The sequence below is a fragment of the Sediminibacterium roseum genome, assembly GCF_009939005.1.
In the GTDB taxonomy this organism is placed as follows: domain Bacteria; phylum Bacteroidota; class Bacteroidia; order Chitinophagales; family Chitinophagaceae; genus Sediminibacterium; species Sediminibacterium roseum.
Genome location: NZ_JAACJS010000002.1, coordinates 710,462 through 726,180, shown reverse-complemented (window position 1 = coordinate 726,180; position 15,719 = coordinate 710,462). Strand labels below are relative to the sequence as shown.

Here is a 15,719-nt window from a genome sequence, read left to right as displayed (position 1 = left end):
AAATGTAAAGAAGCCGCTCGGATAATCATTATTAAAAAACGTTTGTCATGTTAAAAAAAATAGTACCCAACACAACCTTGTTCCTCACCATCGTTTTTGGGTTGGGACTGATCGGTTTTTTTTCGGTTGCTTACCAGCGTGATAAAATGATCGCTGATAATGTAATAATCGATACTGCCTATCAGATCGCACCAAAAGAAGTTCCTACCCATATTGATTCGCTGCCTTATTACCAATACAAGATCGTACGCGACAGCATCGATAAAGTTGAGGAGATGAACAAGAGCCGCAACACATTATCGCCGGATTACAGGATCGGCGCAGGTTTTTTAGGCTTGATACAAACCTCCAGTTACTACTACGATTATTATGGAGACGGGCAAAGCCATTTGAATCCAAACTATTTCATCGCCATACCCAATTACGCGCTCACACCACCGTACCGCTATGCCTACCAGGATGGGAAAAATTACCTGGTCAAAAAGCGAAACGACAGTACTGCCATTGATGTAGCGTACCTTACCCGCACGCAAACGGTTTTGATACCGATCGAAAAAAGCAGTTACGACGTGATGCGCAAATTTTTTGGCGCCATAATGATTATTGCCATAGGCGTTGCCATTTATATTTACATCGTGCTGCCCATCATCGTGTTGATCAATATATCTTCGGGAAATGTATTTACCAGGGGAAACATCCGGAAGCTCAAGATCCTTGCCTATACCACATTAGGATGTGTATTGCTGCAGTTGTTGATGCCCTACCTGGTCGGCCTGGTCTTTATCAAGAAGATCCCCGACGCTTTTGTGATCTCTTTTTCCGATGTATTCACCAACCAACTGAATTTGCTTCTTTTTGGAACAATCTTACTCGCCATTGCAAGCGCTTTTGCAAAAGGATATAAATTACAGCAGGACCAGGATTTAACCATTTAATATGCCCATAGTAGTCAACCTTGATGTTATGCTCGCCCGCCGGAAGATGAGTCTCACAGAGCTCAGCGACCGCATAGGCATCACCATCGCCAACATGAGCATTTTAAAAAGCGGGAAAGCGAAAGCCATCCGTTTCTCAACGCTCGAAGAAATCTGTAAAATACTGCAATGCCAGCCCGGAGATTTATTGGAATATATGGAAGAGGAAGAGTATGATAAGTTGTTTAACAGGTGAGGGCGGCATCATCCCATTGATAAGATCAGTGATTTTTTTCCAATTCAGCGCCGGGTCAAAGTTTAACGTCGCTTCGTTAAAATCGGTCATCGGTTCCTGTGTATCGGTGCTTCGCGATAATTTAGTAACTTAGGTGGATATAGAAAGGCTGGCACGGTCTTTTTAACAAAAGATTGCGCGGACACAATGTGAATTCGCATTCTTTTGGCTTTATTTCACGTTAAATAAGAATATATGGAAGACAAAAAAAGTAAAATACTCTTATGCGAAGACGACGCAAATCTTGGCATGGTATTAAAGAATTATTTAGAACTGAACGACTACGACGTAACGCTTGAAAGGGATGGCCGCCTAGGCCTTGCCGCTTTCCAGCGCGAGAAATTTGATATCTGCCTGCTGGATGTAATGATGCCTAACATGGATGGTTTTACACTGGCCGAAGAGATCCGTGATGTGGATCCTGATATTCCCCTGTTCTTCCTGAGCGCAAAAACGATGAAAGAAGACATCATCCAGGGTTATAAGCTGGGTGCAGACGATTACATCACCAAGCCATTTGACAGCGAAGTACTCCTGCTGAAGATCAAAGCGATCCTTAAACGCAACGAAGAAGAGAACCGCGTTAGCGATAATGTTGAGTTCGACCTCGGCAAATATCATTTCAACCCGAAACTCCGTGAGTTGAAACACGATGAGCTTACACAAACGCTTTCTCCAAAAGAAAACGAACTGCTCAAAATGCTTGCAGAACACAAGAACGACCTTTTGCCAAGGGAACGCGCCCTTAAAAAAATCTGGGGCAGCGATACCTATTTCAACGGCCGCAGTATGGATGTATACATCGCCAAACTCCGCAAATACCTGAAAGACGATCCAAACATTGAGATCGTGAACATTCATGGCAACGGGTTCAGGCTGGTGGCGCCTTAGGCCGCAACCGGTTACGTGATCAAAGAAATTAAATGGGGTTAAAGAATGTGTTTACATCTTTAACCCCTTTTGTTTACCCGATCTTAATCGTTTGACTTTTTACGTCTCCTGTTTTTCAACCGTTCACTTTTACGAAAACAAATTGGTTCCGTTTCCCCTGAAAGGGCTTCTTCCCAGGTGTTCGTATGCTTTGGCGGTAACTTCCCTTCCGCGTGGTGTGCGCTGCAGGAAGCCTTCCTGTATCAAAAACGGCTCGTATACTTCTTCGATCGTTCCGGCTTCTTCGCCAACGGCTGTGGCGATGGTGGTAAGTCCTACAGGGCCACCCTTGAATTTGTCGATGATGGCCGATAAGATGCGGTTGTCCATTTCATCCAGTCCGTGCTCATCCACATTCAATGCCTTGAGAGAATGTTGGGTAATGCCGATATCGATCTGCCCATCGTTCAATACCTGCGCAAAATCGCGCACGCGGCGAAGGAGACCGTTGGCAATACGCGGTGTGCCGCGGCTTCTTCTGGCAATTTCAAACGCCGCGTCTTTGGTAACAGAAGTATGAAGGATGGCCGCGCTCCGCTCGATGATCTTTTTCAAAACCTCGGCATTGTAATATTCGAGCCTTGATTTAATGCCAAAGCGCGACAACAACGGCGCCGTAAGCAAACCGCTTCTTGTAGTGGCACCCACCAGGGTGAACGGGTTCAGATTGATCTGAACGCTTCTCGCATTCGGCCCGGTATCGATCATGATATCGATCCTGAAATCTTCCATGGCCGCATACAGGTATTCTTCCACCACCGTGCTCAGGCGATGGATCTCGTCGATGAACAATACATCGTTGGGTTGCAGGTTCGTTAGCAGGCCCGCCAGGTCGCCGGGCTTTTCAATTACCGGGCCCGATGTTTCCTTGATGTTCACACCCAGCTCATTCGCCACGATACGGCTGAGCGTGGTTTTACCGAGACCGGGAGGCCCATGAAACAACACATGATCCAATGCCTCTCCACGGAGCTTGGCGGCCTTGATGAAGATGCTAAGGTTCTCGATCAATTGCGGCTGGCCGGAGAAATCGTCGATCTCCCTGGGGCGTATCGTATTCTCAAACTCCTTGTCTGAAGAAGATAAATTTCCGGGATCAGTATTGAGATTGCTGTTGGGCATGAACTCAAAAGTAAGCGTTTTGTTTGATCGGGGGCGATTGGAAGTAGTGAACCACCAATAGACGGCACCGGCCCCAAAAAAAATATTTGTACATACAAACAAAAACCCATTACCTTTGTTCTGTCAATGAAAACATGCGATAGTAAATATGCTGGCTGTCTTTATTTCACCGCCAATGCCCTGGCGAGGAAAGTAGAAAAGATCGCGATAGAGACCTGGAAAAAGGTTGGTCTTTCGCCGAGCCACGCCTATTTATTGATGCTTGCGCTGGATGAACCGGGTATACAGGCCGGGCAGCTTGCCGGTCAACTGCAACTGACACCCAGCACCATTACCCGTTTGCTGGAGAAATTGGAAGAAAAAAAGCTCGTGATCCGTGCATCGGAGGGGAAACAAACCAATGTGTACCCAACGCAAAAGGCAAAAGACCTGAAACCAACCATGAAAGCATGTGTTGACGAAGCAACCGAACGCTATGGAAAGATTTTTGGAAAAGAAGAATGCAGGCAGTTGCTCAAAAACATGCACCAGGTTTCGGATAAAATAGAAATATAATTTTTTTTCACTCATTATTTGTATATACAAATATCAAATCTAAAAACCATCTCATGAAGTATGTAATTACAGGCGGTGCAGGAAACATCTCGCTTCCGCTTTCCCTGGCCCTGTTGAGAGCCGGCCACCAGGTAACTGTTATCGGCCGCAATGCTGCTCATCTCACAACGCTCACCAATGCCGGCGTTACCGCCGCCATCGGCTCGGTAACCGATGCAGGTTTTCTCGCCACGGCTTTTGCGGGAGCAGATGCGGTTTACACGATGGTGCCTCCCATGCACAACCCCACCAACTGGAAAGCAGAGATCGCCGCCGTTGGCAAGAATTATGCTGATGCAATCAGGACCTCCGGCGCCAGGTATGTTGTTAACCTGAGCAGCGTAGGGGCTCACCTTCCCGATGGCGTTGGCCCGGTAAGCGGTCTGTATGCCGTGGAGCAACACCTCAACGCGCTTGACAACGTAAACATCCTGCACCTTCGTCCGCCTTATTTCTTCAACAACCTGTTGGCCAATGTTGGCATGATCAAAAACATGGGCATCATAGGATCGAGCTTTGCGATAGGTGAATCAAAATTCCCGATCGTTTCGCCTGCCGATATCGCTGAAGTGGCCGCTGAAGCCTTGCTCGCGCTTGATTTTACCGGCCGTTCGGTACGTTATCTCGCGAGCGATGAAGTGTCGACCGACCGCATCGCATCCGAACTTGGCAAGGCCATCGGTAAACCCGAACTGCAATGGACACTCTTTACCAACGAACAGGCGCTCGGCGGAATGATCCAGGCCGGGCTCCCGGAAGAGGTCGCAAAAAACTATGCAGAGATGAACCAGTCGCTGCACAATGGCTCCATGACGGAAGATTACTTCGCCAACCGCCCTGCAGCACTGGGGAAGGTTAAACTCGAAGATTTTGCGCAAACATTTGCGAAGGTTTACCATTCATAATACCAAATACAAAACAGGGCGGAATTTCTTGCCCCATAACAATCACTCATAAAAACAATAACATGTCGAACAAAATTGCATTGATCACCGGTGCCAACAAAGGCATAGGTTTTGAAACCGCCCGTCAATTGGGCAAAGAAGGCGTAACCATTATTGCAGGTGCGCGCAGCAAAGAAAAAGGAGAAGCAGCCGTTAAGCAATTACAGGATGAAGGCATTACTGCCGAATTTTTGCAGCTGGATGTAGACAACAATGCCGATATCAAAGGCGCATACGATTACATCAACAACAAATACGGCAAACTCGATATTCTTGTGAACAACGCAGGCATCATGATCGAGAGCGGCGGGTTTGGTACCAACAATACCACCACCATCTCAGACAAAGAACTGCACGATACACTTGACACCAACTTTTTCAACGTGGTAAAACTCACGAACACCTTGCTTCCCCTTATCCGTAAAAGCAATGCGGGCCGCATCGTGAACCTGAGCAGCATCCTCGGTTCGCTGAATCTTCACAGCGATGCAAGCTCTCCTATTTATGAATCCAAGCTGTTTGCCTACAACACTTCAAAAACAGCATTGAACTCATACACCATACACCTCGCGGCCGCGCTCGCGGGAACCAGCGTGAAAGTAAATTCCGTGCATCCCGGCTGGGTTAAAACAGACATGGGAACCGATGCCGCCCCTATGGAAATCACCGACGGCGCAAAAACTTCGGTGGCGCTCTCCTTACTGGACGAAAACGGTCCAACGGGGAAATACATGCACCTCGGTGAAGAATTACCCTGGTAGTTTTTGATTGATGAATAATCCACAAACCTCTTTCCTCCTTCCTTTTTTACCATCAAATAAAACAGGACAAGGATGGAAATGAGGTTTTGTTTTTTTATTTTGTTGTATGAACCTGGATGAATTTGTAAAAAGTGTTTCCGAAGAAACCGCTCCCAACCTGCCTGTTCAATTGCTTGCGTTGTGGTACGATGCAAGAAACGATTGGGAATCTGCGCACGGGCTTGTCAACGATCTCGAAGACAAAGATGCTGCCTGGGTACACGCATACCTGCACCGCAAGGAAGGCGACTTGGGTAATGCAGCCTACTGGTACCGGCGGGCCGGAAAAGAGATTTCACCTGCACCGTTGAAAGACGAGTGGCGGGCCATCGCAGGATCGTTGCTTGAAAAAATAAAACATTGACCGCTTCGCGAATGCATTACAATCCGCCGTTGGCGGATAAAAAATGCCGGGTACAAACTGTATCCCGGCATTTTTTATTCAATGCAATGTTGACCTGGAAAAACTAAGATCCACACATCTCACACCCTTCCGGGTTATCCAGCGAACACGAGATCTGCGCCGCAGATTCTTCCTGCTGTATCCTGGCCTGGTCCAGTACCGATGCATCGATCGTGAATTTGATCGCATCTGCAGCGGCCTTGGTACGGAGATAGTACATGCCCGTTTTCAGACCTTTCTTCCAGGTATAAAAATGCATGGACGACAACTTCGCAAAATTCGGCTGTTCAACAAAAAGGTTAAGCGATTGCGACTGGCAAACAAAAGCGCCCCTGTCTGCAGCCATGTCGATGATGTTCCTTTGTTTGATCTCCCAAACCGTTTTATAGATCTCCTTCATTTCCGCAGGGATCTCTTCGATATTTTGCACAGATCCGTTTGCGGCGATGATCCGCTGCTTCATGTTGTCGTTCCACAAACCAAGTGTGACCAGGTCTTTCAGCAGGTGTTTGTTCACCACCACAAATTCGCCGCTCAATACGCGCCTGTTGTAGATGTTGGATGTATACGGTTCAAAGCACTCGTTGTTGCCTAGGATCTGTGAAGTGGATGCGGTTGGCATCGGTGCAAGCAACAGCGAATTGCGTACGCCATATTGCATCACTTCTTTGCGCAGTTCTTCCCAATCGAAGCGGTCGCTCGGTTTGGTGTTCCACATATCGAACTGGAAAATGCCTTTCGACAATGGCGACCCTGGGAATGTTTCGTAATGGCCAACTTCTTTCGCAATGTCTTTTGATGCGGTCATGGCGCCAAAATAAATCGCTTCAAAAATATTCCTGTTGAGCATTTTTGCCATATCGCTTTCAAACGGCAGGCCGAGCAACATGAATACATCTGCGAGGCCCTGTACGCCCAACCCGATGGGCCGGTGGCGCAGGTTGCTTCTTTTGGTTTCTTCGATCGGGTAAAAATTGTTATCGATCACTTTGTTGAGGTTGCGCGTAACGATCTGCGTTACTTCAACCAGCTTGTCGAAATTAAAATTCTTGCCCTCAACAAAACGCGGTAATGAAAGCGATGCGAGGTTACAAACCGCAGTTTCGTTCTCATCGCTGTATTCGATGATCTCTGTACACAGGTTACTGCAACGGATCGTTCCCAGGTTCTTCTGGTTGCTTTTTTCGTTGGCCGCGTCTTTGTATAAAATATAAGGTGTTCCTGTTTCGATCTGTGCCTCCAGGATCGCGTTCCACAACTCGCGCGCAGGAAAAGTCTTGCGGGCCTTTCCTTCCTGTTCGTATTGATGGTACAACTTTTCGAATGCCTCGCCATGCGTGGTGTGGAGGTTCTTTGCTTCGTTGGGACAAAACAAACTCCATTGCCCATCTGCTTCCACGCGTTTCATGAACAGGTCGGGGATCCACAAGGCAAGGAAAAGATCGCGCGCGCGCATTTCTTCTTTTCCCTGGTTCTTTCTCAGTTCGAGGAACTCAAACACATCGGCATGCCATGGCTCGAGGTAAATGGAAAACGCGCCTTTGCGTTTACCGCCTCCCTGGTCAACATAACGCGCAGTATCGTTGAACACCCGAAGCATCGGGATGATGCCGTTGGATGTTCCGTTGGTTCCTTTGATGTAACTGCCCGTTGCGCGGATGTTGTGGATGTTGAGGCCGATGCCGCCGGCCGATTGGGAGATCTGCGCACAATCCTTCAACGTTTCGTAAATACCCGGGATGCTGTCGTCTTTCATACTCAGCAAAAAGCAACTGCTCATCTGCGGTTTGGGCGTGCCCGCATTGAACAGTGTTGGTGTTGCATGGATGAACCATTTTTCGCTCATCAGGTTATACGTTTCAATAGCAGCCTCTATATCCGCTTTGTGAATACCCAGCGCAACCCGCATGAACATGTGCTGCGGGCGCTCGGTGATCTTTCCGTTCACTTTGAGCAGGTATGATTTTTCGAGTGTTTTAAAACCGAAGAAATCAAAATGATAATCCCTTTCATAAATGATCGATGCATCCAGCCTGTCTGCATGTTCCTGTATGATCTCGTAAATATCATCCGCTATCAATGGCGCAGGTTCATTGGTTTTATCGTCGATGTAGTTGTACAGCAACTTTGCCGTTTGGGAAAATGATTTTACCGTGTTCTTGTGCAGGTTGCTCACGGCAATGCGCGCCGCGAGTACCGCAAAATCAGGATGCTTCGTGGTAAACGATGCGGCTGTTTCTGCTGCAAGGTTATCCAGTTCCGTAGTGGTTACATTGTTGTAGATCCCGATGATCACTTTCTTCGCGATCTCGATGATGTCATCCTGTTTCAAATGCAATCCATAGCTCAGCTTCATCACGCGCGAAGTGATCTTGTCGAAATGCACTGCTTCTTTCTTTCCGTTCCGTTTTACTACAAACATGGTGTTGTATCTATTATAAGGTTAATTGAATTAAAAGTCTTCATCTATCGAAAATGTCTTCGATCCCGCATCACTCATCACGCCTGCTTTCTGGTATTCACCCACTCTCTTTTCAAAGAAATTTGTTTTGCCCTGCAGTGAGATCATCTCCATGAAATCAAAGGGGTTGGCCACGTTGTATATTTTGCTGCATCCGAGCGCCACCAGCAAACGGTCTGCAACAAATTCGATGTACTGGCACATCAGTGCGGCGTTCATACCGATCAGTCCTACAGGCAATGCACTGCTCACAAACTCTTTCTCAATTTCCACCGCATCGCGTATGATGGTAACAACGGTTTCCTGTGACAATTGGTTAACGACGTGTTTGGTGTACAGCAAACATGCAAAATCGCAATGCAATCCTTCGTCACGGCTGATCAGTTCGTTCGCGAAACTGAGGCCGGGCATCAATCCTCTTTTTTTCAGCCAGAAAATAGAGCAGAAGCTGCCGCTGAAGAAAATGCCTTCTACGGCTGCGAAAGCAATGAGCCGCTCGGCGAAATTTCCTTTTTCTATCCAGCGCAGCGCCCATCCCGCTTTCTTCTGCACGCAATCGATGGTATCTATCGCGCGCAGCAGCCTGTCTTTCTCTACCGGTTCTTTGATATAAGTATCGATCAGCAACGAATACACTTCGCTGTGTATGTTCTCAATCATCACCTGGAATCCATACATACAACGCGCCTCAGGGTATTGAACCTCCTGCAGAAAATTAACGGCAAGGTTTTCGTTCACAATACCATCACTCGCTGCAAAAAAAGCAAGCACGTGTTTGATAAAATATTTCTCATCCTCATTCAGTTTGTTGGCCCAGTCCTGTACATCTGTAGTAAGATCAAGTTCTTCTGCTGTCCAGAAACTTGCTTCTGCCTGTTTGTACATGTGCCATATGTCCTGGTGCTTGATCGGGAACAACACAAAGCGGTCTTTGTTATCCTGGAGTATCGGTTCGTTCTGCATATAATCGTTTTTAAAGATCAAAACTTTCTGCTGCGGAGACGAAGATGCGGAAGTGGCAGAGACAGGTATCCCTTTCCATTTCACGCTGCTTTTCCTCCGAAAGCTGGTGTTTGTGTTAAGCTGGCAGGTCTTCTGGCTTGTCCTTATCTTTTGCGGCCTTCCCATCCCGTACACGGAACAGTGGCAAGAATGATGCAAAAAACGTTTTAGGATTTACAGCTACGGGGATAGCTCGTGATTTTAACACGATTCCCTTTTAATTCGGCTTCACCTGGTATTGAAACCAAAACCAAAGATTAACAACACAATGTTACAGTGGTTGCCCGGATGGGGAGGATAATGTTTTTCACAGGATGTTCAAAAGTTGCTGAACCCTTGATTTTATTGAATTTCCGGGGAATTACCCATTTTGGGAACATGATCTGGGGGCTAGCCGCTGAGCGGCCGTATTTTAAACGTATATGAACGTTTGTAGTCTCATAAAGTATTATACATATTGGATCATCTGCAATATGGAATCGGGATCCGGGCAATTTTGCAGATATTTTTCCCGCTCACTGAATTTACAAACACCGGGATAATCGCCCCTATGGTTCCCCATCTCATTGATCAACTGGAAATGCAAATGCGGTGGCCAGTGCCCGTTCTCAGCCGGTTCTCCAAAATGCGCGATCCGTTCACCGGTTTTGATTGGTTTTCCTTCATACAAACCATCGAGGTCCTTTAAGGAAAGATGACCGTATAGGGTATAAAATGTTCCGTGCGACAAAATAATGGTTGCGCCATAGTCGCCATATTGATCATTGAACGCAAAACTATGCACCGTTGCTTCAAGCGGCGCATACACCGGCGTTCCGGCCTTGCCCCAGATATCCACGCCCAGGTGCAAACGGCGCGGTTCTTCCCCGGTATCAAAAACTTTACTGCGGCTGTACACTGTGCGGTGTTCGTCGTATCCGCCAATGCCGTAAGTATGCGATTGTATTTTATGATCGATGTAAGCAGAGAACAATGTTGTATCGTTCACGATCTCATCTGTCAATTCAGTGTTCTTCGATGTAAAATCGAGCCGGATCAATTTGTCTGAAGAAGGATCGAATGGCACAACCCGTTGCATGGATCGGAATTAAGTGGGTGGTTGAAAAAAATCACGGCCCTTACAGCCTGCACACATGGGAATTTCCCATTGAGCACCTGTAAGAACCGTGATCCGGATGCTATTTCAATTGTTTCATGATCTCCGCTATCGCCCTTTCCAGCTGCGGGTCGCGGTGATTGATGCGGTCTTCAAAATTCATGTTCACCAGTATATCGGGATCTACGCCTGTTTTCTCAATGTCCTTGCCATCCAGCGTATAACAACCCCAGCTCGGCAAACGTACGAACGATCCGTCTACCAGGCCAACGCCGCTTGTAAAGATGATCCAGCGATACGTTCCCGTTCCTACGATCTTTCCAAGTTTGAGCGCTTTGAACCCCTGCGCTGTCATCTCCGCATCGCTCAGCGATTGCTCGTTGGTAAGCAGGATGATCGGTTTGTCTGAAGGCGCAAAATTTGCCTGCGGCGTTAATTTTCCTTCGCGGTATTTCCATTGGAGGTAGGCACGCTGGCTCAAAAACTTCAACACTTCATCGTGCACATTTCCACCTGTATTGTAGCGCAAATCCAGTATCAATGCATCTTTCCTGTAAAAATCCTGTGTCATATCGATCAGGAATTTCTCCAGCTCGCCGGTGCCCATGTTCTTCATGCAATGGTAGGCAATACGGTTCCGGCTCTTCTCATCAACGATCTTCTGGTTGTTGTCGATCCAGTCATCGTACAACACATTGGCCAGCGTTGGCTGCGGATGAATTTTAACGTCTATCGATTGCGCGCCGCGGCTGAAGCTCAGTTTGATCTCCCTGTCGAGGGAGGGCCTGCTGAAATAGTAATTGCGGTCAATGCGTTGGTCAACCGGCTCATCGTTTACTTTCGTCAACACATCACCGGGTCTTACATCGATCGCTTTCTTATCTGCGTTGCTTTTTTTGACCACCGATCTTACTTTGTATGGATCGTTGTTCTCAAAGAGGATACCTGTTTCCATGGTCCTGTTCGACAAGTTCAGGTTTTCTTCATCGCCATTTGAAGTAAAGCCCTGGTGCGATGAATTGAGTTCGCCCAGCATATCGCTCAGCAGCGTGCGCAGATCGGACCGGTTGTTGATATGCGGAATGAATGCCTCGTACTTTTTCTTTGTCGCCTGCCAATCCAGTCCATGGAACTTCTCATCGTAATAATTCTCTTCCACCTGCGCCCATGCTTCTTCAAAGATCTGTGCAAATTCTGCGGAGAGATTTTTTCGGAACGTATAGCTGATGGCAACCGGGTCAAGCCTGTTTCCATCCAGGTTGAGTTTGTAAATGTTCCCACCGATCAGCGCCATTGTTTTATCGGTAGATTCAGCAAGATCGAAACCGAATGCATCCGCTCCGGTAATCTTTTCTGTCTTGTTATTTTCAAAAGGCTCTATCGTTGTCTTCCACATTGCACCCCTGCCCTCGGCATGATCGCTGATGTAGAGTACGGAAGTTTTATCGCCTTTCTGTATCACCGCGCCCAGGAACTGCGAACCGAAATTGGGGCCAACCTGCTCGAGCCTTTCCATTATGTTCTCAACATCTATCGCGATCGCGTTGGTAACAACGGGTTCTTTTTTGGTAGTGTCTTTTTTTGCGCTGTCTGCTTTCTCTTTTTTATCAAGGGGTTTAAACAGGTCGTTGTATTTATCGCTGCGGTAAGGCTCGTCTATTTTTTCAAGCGCCATGCGATAGATCCTTGGGTTCTGCGGGCCAAACGGATACGATGGTTTGGTGCGTGCAGAATTGAAATAAATGTATTTGCCATCCGGCGACCAGATCGGCGATGCCTCCGTTACACCGGTATTGGTAAGATTGATGGTTTTGTTCTCTTTGATGTTGTGAACAAAAATATCCTGTTCAAAATTGCGGATCGCGGTAAAGAATATGTACTCATCGTTGGGTGAAAAGCCCGGGTCGGAATTCTGGAACGCCCAGATCTCGTCTTTCACCATCGTTTTGTTCTCCATCGTTTTCAGGTCGAGCATTTTTACTTCGTCGCGCCCGCTGAGGTAAACCGCTTTTGTTTTTGTTTTGTTGAAAGCGATGGACCGGTTGTCTTTCTGATCGTTGGTAACCTGTTTTACGCCAGAAGAACCATCTGCCGCTACGGTATAGAGGTTAAGGTAACCACCGGCGGTCTGGTTGAACAAGAGCGTTTTGTTATCGCTCATCCACTTCACTTCCCTTGCGCGCTCCGTGTTTTTACGGTTGATGCGTTGTACGAATTTTCCGTCCACATCGCTCACAAACAATTCGCCGCGCGAGGTGAACGCGAGCTTTTTGCCATCGGGCGACAGATCAAAATTGGTGATGTTGCGGGTCACTTCGTAGTCTTTTTCCGCAGGCAGAATATTGTTGCGGAACAGTTTGATGTCCAGCTTTTCCGATTCTTTTTTTGCAACATCATACATCCACAACTGGTAATCCTTTTCAAAAACGATCTTGCCGCCATTGGCATTTACCATGGGGGTTTTGATGGAAGTCGGGAATTTGGTTAACCCTACCTTCTTTCCTTTATCAAGCGCATACAGGTTGTATTCGCCATTGGCCTCATCTGAAACAAAATAGATGTTGCCGTTTTTATCGATGGTTGTTCCAAAATCCTTCCCTTCCCAGTTTGTATATTTTTTGTACTCTTTTGTTTTAAGGTTGTACGATTGAAGGTCGGGGTTAAACGGCCCTTTGTAACGTTTGCGCGAAAGCTGGTTGCTGCTTTCCCAGGTATCGTTGAAAAATATTTCGCCGGTTGACGGGTGTTCGAACAAGCCATGATCAAACAAAAAATAATGATCGCCAAACAAACGCTGCGGCGTGCCGCCATTGATGCTCACGGTGTAGCCGGAAAGCTGCCCCGTACGTCCTGATGTGAAATATATTTTTTTATTATCCCAACTCCAGCTGTTCACATCGTCTGCCGCACTGTGGAAAGTGAGCTGTTTTACTTCGCCACCTGCAAGTGGCATCACGTATACATCGGCGTTTCCCATTTGCCGGCCTGTGAACGCGATCCATTTGCCATCCGGCGAGATCCGCGCATTGCTCTCGTAACCCTGCATAGCGGTTAAGCGAACGGCCTGCCCGGTGTTAACGGCAGCTTTCCACAGATCGCCCTCGTAACTGAACACAACGGTTTGCCCATCGGGCGACAAGCAGGGCGCAGATAAAAAATAGGCGTCTGAAGATTGCGACATGCCACAAACCGCAGTCAGGCATGCGGCCGCAAAAAGAAAAAGAGTTTTCATTGCAGTATGATTTGGTTGCAGATACAATATAAGATTTTACAGAACTCTTTTGAGAGAAACTAGATGTGCGGTAGCACAGGATTTTACAATGGGTCAGACACCGAGCTTTTTGTAAAATGCCGGCCTGTACGCCTCCCCTACAGGAACCGCTTCTTTCCCGACCAAAACCTGGTGCTGTTCTACGGATCGGATTGCAGGAATGTAAACGATGAACGATTTGTGTATGCGGCAAAACAGGTCGGCCGGCAGCATGTCTTCTGTTTGCTTCATGGTTTGCAGCGCCATGATCTTTTCGTTGCCAAGATGGATCTCCACGTAGTTCTGGCGCGCCTCGATAAAAAGGATGTCTTTGAAATCGATCTTCCTTATCTTTCTTTCCGTTCGGATGAAAACAAAATCTTTTGTTTTTGGAACATTGGCTATGGGCGAACTTTCATTTTTATCCATCACTGCCTTTGCTTTCTGCATAGCCTGGTAAAAACGGTCAAAGGATACGGGTTTCAATAAATAATCAACCGCGTTGTGTTCAAAGCCCTCGATGGCATAGCCAGGGTAGGCGGTCACCAGGATGTAGCGGCTTTTTGCGCCGGCCATTTTTCTCAGCTGCACGCCTGTTATTTCGGGCATCTGTATGTCCAGCAAAACCAGATCGGGCGCATGCAGCTCGATATAATCAAGCGCTTCGAGGGCATTGGTAAAACTTGCACTGCAACCTGCAAAAGGGATCTTCTGCAGGTAGCCCTCGAGTATTTCGATGGCGAGGGGCTTGTCGTCTACAATGATCACGGATAACATTAGTTTTCAATTTGCAGTTGAACAACAAAGGTATCACCGTCCTGCCTGATCTGCAATGAATGTCTGGACGGATATACCAGCATAAGCCGTTTGCGGATGTTCTCTATCCCGATGCCACCCACCGCGTCTTTCTGCGCGGTCCTGATACGGTTGGTCACAAACAAGGAGAAACTTCGCCCGTTTACATGCAATGCAACACGAACCGGGTTTGCCTCATCATCGGTAACGCCATGTTTGCAGGCATTTTCCACAAAAGGCAACAGCAACATCGGCGGTATCCGCCAGAGGGAAACATCGCCTGTTGTTTCTACCGCTACATAAAATTTATTTTCATAGCCCGTTCTTTGCAGGTTCAGGTAATCGTTGATGTGATCGATCTCGTTCTGCAGCGGAACCGCGGGCTGGTTGTTCCCGTACAAGGCATAACGCAGCAAACCCGAAAGCTGCATCAACGCTTCCGGTGCCAGCTCCGATTTTTTCAGCACGAGCGCATAAATATCATTGATGGTATTGAAAAGAAAATGCGGGTTGATCTGCGACTGCAGGAATTGCAACTGCATCGTTTTGTCAAGTGTTTCCTTCTCACGTCTTGCCTTGTCCATTTTCTGCCAGTGCATAAAAAGCGCGAACGACAGTCCATATACAATGGAATCCCAGTAATATAGGATCACATTCGGGATAAAAAAACGCCAGAACGGCCGGGCGGTATTGTGCGCGTAGTTGTCGAAGTTGAAGAGTGGTTTAAAGATCCAGAACTCCAGTACCGCGCGGTATGCAACAAGCGAGGCAAAAAGAAGCAGTACATATAAAACACCCTGCCATAATTTGCGCCCGTCAAGCACTTTTCTTGAAACAAGATAGGCGCCGTAAAACGCAAACATGGTAACAGACATATAGCCTATCGAAATCACAAGGCCATTGTGCAGGCTCAGCAGGCCGCTGAATGTAAGCACCAGGCCATCGGAGGTCATTTCCAATACCCTGCTTTTCACAAAAAGCACGAGCCAGAACAAAATATGGATGAGTATGACCTTTTTCCGTTGCATAACGCGTATGAAAGTACTTCGATCGCAAGCGATTCCTCAAATCAATTTATGAACACCCTTTTTTGAGTGACGAAACCGGCTATCG

At 47.3% G+C, this 15,719-nt stretch carries 14 protein-coding genes and 1 riboswitch; of the genes, 7 read left to right on the top strand and 7 right to left on the bottom strand.

The genetic code is table 11. The features are described 5' to 3' along the window. Positions 1-47 precede the first annotated feature (47 nt). The 3 genes from GWC95_RS03180 to GWC95_RS03170 all read left to right on the top strand — a co-directional run bounded on the left by GWC95_RS03180 (position 48) and on the right by GWC95_RS03170 (position 2,100). Positions 48-935: a DUF2975 domain-containing protein gene (locus GWC95_RS03180; protein ID WP_161817218.1), complete on the top strand. Its 888-nt coding sequence runs from the start codon at positions 48-50 to the stop codon at positions 933-935. A gap of 1 nt (position 936) precedes the next feature. After that, positions 937-1,170, top strand: coding sequence for a helix-turn-helix domain-containing protein (locus GWC95_RS03175; protein WP_161817217.1), 234 nt, complete (start codon positions 937-939; stop codon positions 1,168-1,170). 234 nt (positions 1,171-1,404) lie between these two features. Next, positions 1,405-2,100, top strand: coding sequence for a response regulator transcription factor (locus tag GWC95_RS03170; protein ID WP_161817216.1), 696 nt, complete (start codon positions 1,405-1,407; stop codon positions 2,098-2,100). 129 nt (positions 2,101-2,229) lie between these two features. On the opposite strand, the gene ruvB is transcribed toward GWC95_RS03170, so the two are convergent. Beyond that, entirely contained in the window at positions 2,230-3,261 is a 1,032-nt protein-coding gene (gene ruvB, locus GWC95_RS03165) for a Holliday junction branch migration DNA helicase RuvB (protein WP_161817215.1), read from the bottom strand. A gap of 126 nt (positions 3,262-3,387) precedes the next feature. Here ruvB and GWC95_RS03160 point away from each other — a divergent pair, with 126 nt between their 5' ends. The 4 genes from GWC95_RS03160 (at position 3,388) to GWC95_RS03145 (ending at position 5,963) form a co-directional block, all read left to right on the top strand. After that, a complete protein-coding gene (locus GWC95_RS03160; RefSeq protein ID WP_161817214.1) occupies positions 3,388-3,816 on the top strand; it encodes a MarR family winged helix-turn-helix transcriptional regulator in 429 nt (142 codons plus the stop codon). A gap of 53 nt (positions 3,817-3,869) precedes the next feature. Then, positions 3,870-4,760, top strand: coding sequence for an NmrA family NAD(P)-binding protein (locus GWC95_RS03155; RefSeq protein WP_161817213.1), 891 nt, complete (start codon positions 3,870-3,872; stop codon positions 4,758-4,760). A gap of 62 nt (positions 4,761-4,822) precedes the next feature. Further along, positions 4,823-5,560 (top strand): SDR family oxidoreductase, encoded by a 738-nt coding sequence (locus GWC95_RS03150; protein ID WP_161817212.1) that lies wholly within the window; start codon positions 4,823-4,825, stop codon positions 5,558-5,560. 106 nt (positions 5,561-5,666) lie between these two features. Then, a complete protein-coding gene (locus GWC95_RS03145; RefSeq protein WP_161817211.1) occupies positions 5,667-5,963 on the top strand; it encodes a hypothetical protein in 297 nt (98 codons plus the stop codon). 103 nt (positions 5,964-6,066) lie between these two features. Here the strand turns inward: GWC95_RS03145 and GWC95_RS03140 are convergent, their stop codons facing one another. From GWC95_RS03140 to GWC95_RS03115, 6 genes are all read right to left on the bottom strand, one after another. Next, positions 6,067-8,424, bottom strand: a complete 2,358-nt coding sequence (locus GWC95_RS03140; RefSeq protein WP_161817210.1) for a ribonucleoside-diphosphate reductase subunit alpha — start codon at positions 8,422-8,424, stop codon at positions 6,067-6,069. A 30-nt stretch (positions 8,425-8,454) separates the two neighbouring features. Beyond that, complete coding sequence (locus GWC95_RS03135; protein ID WP_161817209.1) at positions 8,455-9,426, bottom strand: ribonucleoside-diphosphate reductase small subunit; 972 nt, start codon at positions 9,424-9,426, stop codon at positions 8,455-8,457. 105 nt (positions 9,427-9,531) lie between these two features. Beyond that, a riboswitch (cobalamin riboswitch) is annotated at positions 9,532-9,729 on the bottom strand. A 184-nt stretch (positions 9,730-9,913) separates the two neighbouring features. Further along, positions 9,914-10,543: a peptidoglycan DD-metalloendopeptidase family protein gene (locus GWC95_RS03130; protein WP_161817208.1), complete on the bottom strand. Its 630-nt coding sequence runs from the start codon at positions 10,541-10,543 to the stop codon at positions 9,914-9,916. 100 nt (positions 10,544-10,643) lie between these two features. Then, entirely contained in the window at positions 10,644-13,793 is a 3,150-nt protein-coding gene (locus GWC95_RS03125; protein WP_161817207.1) for a S41 family peptidase, read from the bottom strand. A gap of 93 nt (positions 13,794-13,886) precedes the next feature. Further along, positions 13,887-14,588: a LytR/AlgR family response regulator transcription factor gene (locus tag GWC95_RS03120; RefSeq protein ID WP_237722045.1), complete on the bottom strand. Its 702-nt coding sequence runs from the start codon at positions 14,586-14,588 to the stop codon at positions 13,887-13,889. Next, a complete protein-coding gene (locus GWC95_RS03115) occupies positions 14,588-15,634 on the bottom strand; it encodes a sensor histidine kinase (protein ID WP_161817205.1) in 1,047 nt (348 codons plus the stop codon). Before GWC95_RS03115 ends, GWC95_RS03120 begins: the two co-directional genes overlap by 1 nt. Positions 15,635-15,719: the final 85 nt, after the last annotated feature.